Origin of the sequence: Clostridium aminobutyricum, assembly GCF_017255415.1 — a bacterium.
In the GTDB taxonomy this organism is placed as follows: Bacteria; Bacillota; Clostridia; order Peptostreptococcales; family Anaerovoracaceae; genus Aminipila; species Aminipila aminobutyrica.
The window spans coordinates 459164-465412 of sequence record NZ_JAFJZZ010000002.1; the positions used below are offsets into that span (position 1 = coordinate 459164).

The following is a 6249-nucleotide window of genomic DNA, read 5'->3' on the forward strand; positions in this document are numbered from 1 at the left end:
TAGGAAGGTACTATGCAAAAACAATTTATTAGAAAAAAAGCAAAAGAGCTATACCTTTTAGATACAAGCGTTGAAAATGTTTTTATAAATGAATATATGCCGAATGCACCGGGGGACTATGTGAAGGCATATTTGTTTTCCTTAATGTATGCGGATGCAGAGGTTGAGATGTCCAATGAGACGATTGCCAAGCAATTGGCCATGGCGGAAGAGGATGTTTTAAAAGCGTGGTCTTATTGGGAAAGCTTGGGTGTTATTACAAAGCATTTTGAAGATCCGAAGGACAAGTTCAATTACAGCGTAGAATTTGTAAACTTAAAAGAACTTTTATACGGAAAACAAAAAAGCAAGCACAAAAAAGACAAAGCTGTAAATGAGTCCATTCAAAACCAGCTGGCCGATACGGATATTCAGCAGATGTACAAGTCGATTGAAAAGATTACGGGAAGGCTGCTTGGCGGAAATGAGCCGATGGCCATTCTTTCTTGGATAGAAGATTTCGGAGCGCAACCTGAGATGATTGTATATGCCTACTCCTATTGCAAAAATGCCAGAAAAAAGGACAGCGTGCAATATGTAGGTTCTGTGGTAAAAGAATGGGCAGAAAAGAACTTGCAGACAACCCCGGAAATTGAAAACTATTTACAAGCAATTGACAACAAGCATTACCTATATAAACGTGTCATGAAAGCATTGGGCTTTAACCGGAATGCAACCGAAGAAGAACAACGCTTGATGGATAATTGGTTTGGTGAAATGAACTATAAGCTGGACAAGGTACTGGAAGCTTGCAGTAAAACCAGCGGGATTCCGAATCCCAATATTAATTATGTGAATAAGATTCTATCCAATTGGCTGACGGATAAAGGCGGTACCGTTGGAAACAGCACGAAGGAAGCAGCGGGTGAAAAAGGGATCCATGCGGGTGTGGTGCTGAAATATTATGATGCCATACGCGAAAAGGCAGAAAATGAGGCAACAGAACGAAGACAGGAAGTGTATCGTCTTTTGCCGGACATAAAAGCAATTGATGAAGAAATTCGGAGCCTTGGGATGAGGCTTTCTAAAATAATGGTTTCCGGAGCAAGCAATGCAAAGGAACAGATGGCAAAATTTAAAATAAAGATCGATGTCTTAAGTGAAGAAAAGGCGTTTCGATTAACAGAAAATAATTTTCCGGTTGATTACATGGAGATTCATTATAAGTGTGACAAATGTAAGGATACCGGAACGGATGATATGGGGGGACGCTGTAGTTGTTTTGATGAGCGGCTGAGCGAAGCAGAGACATGGCAAAATTTTTCGAAAAAAGTTTAGATAAATTGAAGAACAGAAAAAGACCGTCGGAGGAAATAGCTTTACAAGAGCAGGAAGAGGTAACTTCGACGGAAGTTCAGCAGGCAAATCAAAGGCAAAGCATGATATCGGATTTAGAGAACTTAGGTAGAAGTCCTGAAAATGATTTTTTAAAAAGTTTTCCAAAGACACCGACTCAAATCGCCGAAGAAGAAGCGCTGGCAAGAGTGGCACAGGAAGAAGCCGCTATGAGAGAAAAATTGGAACAGCTGGCAGCTGAAGAAAGTACTAAGAAGATAGCCGAAGAACTGGATAAGCAGAAGAAAGAAGTCAGAGAACCAGAGCAATCCGGCAAGGAAAATAAAAGAGCACATCGTGTGATTGGAAATTCCAAAGCCGAAAAGAGGGCTGTTCGTGAAATCAACAGCCTTGAAAAACAATTTGCAGATTTTATTATCAGTTTTCAAGATATGACGTATATTTTGGGAAAAAGCATTTTAAGCGAGTTTGTCCACGTAGGCGATTTCGTAAAAACAGGGTTTCGCAATCTAAGAAGTCATATTTTCTGGAAGATTGAAAATTACTATTCTCAATATCCCGAAAAACGTTGGGAAAGACATCAAAAAAATCGAAAATTGATGCGGCAGCTTATTCAAACAAAGAATACATTGATTGCAAAAGAAAAAGCGACGGCTGCACGAATGGTGCATTTTATCAATCATCTGGACAGAACGAACGAAGAGCTGGCGGATAAAACGACTGTAATTGTAACGGTCGGCAATGAAAAGTTTAATTTAGCCAGAGAATGGGCGGAATTGAATAAGGCCAAACTGCTTATGCACTTTGCAGTGGTGGTTGCAGTGGTGTTGTGTATAGCGGCAGTATTTAATTACACAACGGCGTATGAGTATGCCTATAACGGACGAACGCTTGGAATTGTTGAAAAGCAAGAGGACGTTTTAAAAATAGTAGATATCGTGAGCAGACAGCTTTCGAAAGAGCATAGCGTTGAAATTTACATTGACCGAGATCGAGATATCACCTTTCAAAGGGTACTCTCTTTAAATAAAGAAATTGATAATACGGAAGACGTGTTAAATAAACTTACATATATGAAGGATATGAGTGCTAAAGCATATGGAATTTATGTAAATGGTATTCGGGTTGCAATCGTCGACAGTAAGAAAACTGCAGGAGATCTTTTTGATGAGATTGAGTCTGAATATTTAAGTTCCGCAGGCACTGTTCAATACGAGAGTGTTGATTTTAAAGAGAAGGTTGAAATAAAACAGATTGATACCAAGCTGGGGAGAATTCAAAATCCCGAAATTGTTCGTCAAAAGTTATTGACAGGGGCGGTTTCACAACAGACTCATGAAGTAAAGTCAGGAGACACCTTATCCGGCATCGCACAAGCTTATGGCATGAAGATCAGTGATTTGAAAGAAGCTAATCCGACTTTAAATCCTGAAAAATTAAGTATCGGACAGAAAATTGTTCTGACTAAACCGGCACCGCTTGTGACGATAAAGACCGTAGAAGTAGCTACTTACAGACAGGAAATCCCTTACAGTACAGAAGAACAGCAGGTTTCCACGCTGTATAAGGGTGAGAGTTCTGTTAAAGTGCAGGGTGTTAATGGAGAAGAACAAGTTACCGCGAGAATAACGAGAGAAAACGGTGTGCAAGTGAATACAGAGATTTTAGCGTCGCAGATTCTTTCGGAGCCGGTTGCAAAAGTTGTTCTAAAGGGAACGAAAGAATTGCCGCCGCTTCAAGGAACAGGGTCGTTGAAATACCCGGTATCCGGAGCAAGATTAACGTCTAAATTCGGAACCAGATGGGGACGAATGCATTACGGCATCGACTTAGCTTGCCCGGTTGGAACTGCGGTTAGAGCAGCAGACGGCGGTACGGTGACCTTTGCGGGATACAGCGGCTCCTATGGATATGTGGTAAAGATTAGCCATGGCGGCGGCGTTGTAACATTATACGCGCACAACAGCAAGTTGCTCGTCAGCAAGGGAGACCGGGTATATCAGGGGCAACAAATCGCCAAGTCTGGGAACACCGGAAGAAGTACCGGGCCGCACTGCCATTTCCAAGTGGAAATCAATGGCGTTCCTAAAAATCCGTTAAATTATCTATAGAATTAAAGGGGGTGTCTTAAATGGATTTTTTAAGATGCCCTTTTATGACTTTTTCTATAAGACCTATAGTATTTGACAAAGGTTAAATAATTAGAAAATAGTTATTTTATTGCAAAAAAGTCTCAGGAAAAGTATAATAAACATGTAAAATGTGTATTTTGAGATGATTCTGTTTAGAGAATAGGAAGATTAGGATGAGTAAAGATATACAATCACTCAAGGAAGAATGCAATGAACTGGAGCGCAGGCTCAATTGGCTTGAAGAGAAATGCGCGGTTTTGATGGAGCAAAGTGAAGCAATGGTGCACGACTATGATTATGAAAGGGATACCATGGTGTATTCTTCAAAATCACCAAATGGCAGTGTGGTGGAGCATACCATTGAAGCCTATCGAGCTACGGTAGCATCGAATGTTATTTTTTATCCGAACCTTCAACATATCACGATTGAGGAAATCCGACTGAGCAAAGAAAAGTCAGCCACCGGTGAAGTAGACTATCTTGCGGAATACAAGGCGGGAGAACGTAAATGGTATCGAACGTATTATACGAGCTTCCAGTATCCGGATGGGAAACCAATGAGGCTGATTGGGATTACGAAGAACATACAACGAGAAAAGGAGCATGAGCTGCTCGTCATAAAGGCGGAGAAAGATGGTTTGAGTGAACTCTACAATCGGGATTCCACGGAAGAGAGAATCCGAAAGCTGTTGGCCGCTCCAATTTCTGCAGGAAAGCATCTTTTTGTCTTGTTTGACATTGATAACTTTAAGAAAATAAATGATACGTACGGTCATATTATGGGCGATGATATTATAAAAAGAGTGGCGAGGATTATTTCTTCTAAGTTTCGTACCAGCGATATCATCGGACGAATTGGCGGAGATGAGTTTGTTGCATTCCTGCGAAATGCCGAATATAACGATCTTTTAAAAAAGAAACTGGAACGAATCAATCACGAGGTCTGCCAGATGTCATCAGAGAAAATGCTGGATGTGGACTTGTCATTGAGTATCGGAGTTGCTAGAATTCCGAAGGATGGCTGTAGCTTTGAGGAAGTTTATTTAAGGGCGGACAGAGCTTTATATCAAGCAAAAAATCTGGGGAAAGGCCGCTATGTCTTGTATAAGAAAAGTAAGAAAGAGCACGCTTTTTTTGAATAACAGCAAGCTGGAAATGATCATTCCAGCTTTTTTTATCGCTTATGACAGGACGCAATATCAAAGAAGCTTACTGCTTTAGTTTTCCGAGAGAGCGGACTTGCATAGAAGTCTCAATAATTGTATAATAAATACGAATTATTCCATAATTAAGGCTAATTATGAAGGAAAAATAAGTCAAGAGTGTAGTAAAAGAAGGAGAGCTAGATTGAAAAGGCAGTTATTTGTAAATTTGAACAACTTACTATTGTCTTTATCAGAAGTAGTTGACTTTTCGAACCCGCTGATTGCTCAACATCAATATCGAACCGCATATATTGCACTGGAAATAGCAAAATATGCGAATGCATCATTAGAAGACAGAGAAAATATTTTTACTGCGGCATTATTACACGATATCGGAGCAATAACGGTAGAAGAAAAATCAGCCATACATAGTTTTGATGAAACCAATACGGACATACATGCCATGAGAGGGGAACTTTTATTAGAACAGATTCCATGGCTGAGAAAGTTTTCAAAGATAGTGAGATATCATCATAGAGACTGGTCGGACTGGGACGAAGGAATTGAAAATTCTGTTGTTTTCTCATCACAAATTATTTTATTGGCAGATTATGTTGAACGACTCATCGATAGAAACAAATATATATTATATCAAAATAATGATATTGTAGAGGCTGTTAAAAAAATATCCGGACATGCTGTTCATCCTATGATTGTTGGATTTTTTGTGGAGTTATCGAAGAAAGAAGAATTCTGGCTGGACTTAGTTTCGCCGAGATTGTATTCGTTGCTGCTTACCAATGGCCCATTTTCCAATATTCAGATTGGATTGGAGGATATTTCGCTTATATCCAATTTGTATAGAGATCTGATTGACTTTAAGTCCAGATTCACCGCTACCCATACCTCTGGTGTTGCGGAGTGTGCAGAGGCTTTGTCAGAGCTCTTCGGAATGGCAGAAGTGGATGTAAAATCCATGAGAATCGCCGGGAACTTTCATGATATCGGAAAATTAGTCATTCCAAATCGTATCCTTGAAAAGCCCGGTAAATTGACCAGTGAAGAGTTTGCGATCATGCGGTGCCATACCTATTATACCTATTACACCTTACAATCTATAGGGGGATTGCAGAGAATCGCAGAGTGGGCAGCGTATCACCATGAAAAGTTAGACGGAAGCGGGTATCCCTTTCATTGCCCGAAAGAGGAAATCGGCACAGGCTCCAGAATTATGGCAGTAGCGGATATATTTACGGCAATATCCGAAGATCGGCCTTACCGAAAAGGGATGAATAAAGATGAAATTTATAAAATTATAACAACCCAAGCAGAAAACAATTTATTAGATAAACGTGTGGTGGACTTACTGTTTGACCATTATCAGGTTATAAAACAACGGGTTAAAGAAAAACAGGAAAAGGCGTTAGATTTTTATGAAAAACGCTTTCAGGTAATCGCCAATGAGATAAGAGAAGATTGATTCAAACAAAGGCTAAGCAATAGATCATTAGAAAGAGGCTGACATCAAGATGTCAGCCTCAGACTGCTGACAAACGAAGCGAAAGAATTTTCGCTGCGTTTTAAAATGCTCTCATATTTTTAAGAAACTACCAATTTATGAAAAATAGTTAATTGAA

4 protein-coding genes are annotated in these 6249 nt (G+C 39.8%); all 4 read left to right on the forward strand.

The window, feature by feature from the left end; translation table 11 throughout:
* Positions 1-12: 12 nt before the first annotated feature.
* The 4 genes from JYB65_RS08420 (at position 13) to JYB65_RS08435 (ending at position 6092) form a co-directional block, all read left to right on the forward strand.
* Positions 13-1317: a DnaD domain protein gene (locus JYB65_RS08420; protein WP_206582202.1), complete on the forward strand. Its 1305-nt coding sequence runs from the start codon at positions 13-15 to the stop codon at positions 1315-1317.
* Positions 1290-3446: a peptidoglycan DD-metalloendopeptidase family protein gene (locus JYB65_RS08425; RefSeq protein WP_206582203.1), complete on the forward strand. Its 2157-nt coding sequence runs from the start codon at positions 1290-1292 to the stop codon at positions 3444-3446. The genes JYB65_RS08420 and JYB65_RS08425 overlap by 28 nt, the downstream gene beginning before the upstream one ends.
* Positions 3447-3640: 194 nt before the next feature.
* Positions 3641-4609, forward strand: a complete 969-nt coding sequence (locus JYB65_RS08430; protein ID WP_206582204.1) for a GGDEF domain-containing protein — start codon at positions 3641-3643, stop codon at positions 4607-4609.
* A gap of 205 nt (positions 4610-4814) precedes the next feature.
* A complete protein-coding gene (locus JYB65_RS08435; RefSeq protein WP_206582205.1) occupies positions 4815-6092 on the forward strand; it encodes an HD-GYP domain-containing protein in 1278 nt (425 codons plus the stop codon).
* Positions 6093-6249: the final 157 nt, after the last annotated feature.

Coding starts and splice junctions, on each gene's coding strand:
- JYB65_RS08420 (WP_206582202.1), top strand. CDS start 13: ATGCAAAAACAATTTATTAGAAAAAAAGCAAAAGAGCTATACCTTTTA.
- JYB65_RS08425 (WP_206582203.1), top strand. CDS start 1,290: ATGGCAAAATTTTTCGAAAAAAGTTTAGATAAATTGAAGAACAGAAAA.
- JYB65_RS08430 (WP_206582204.1), top strand. CDS start 3,641: ATGAGTAAAGATATACAATCACTCAAGGAAGAATGCAATGAACTGGAG.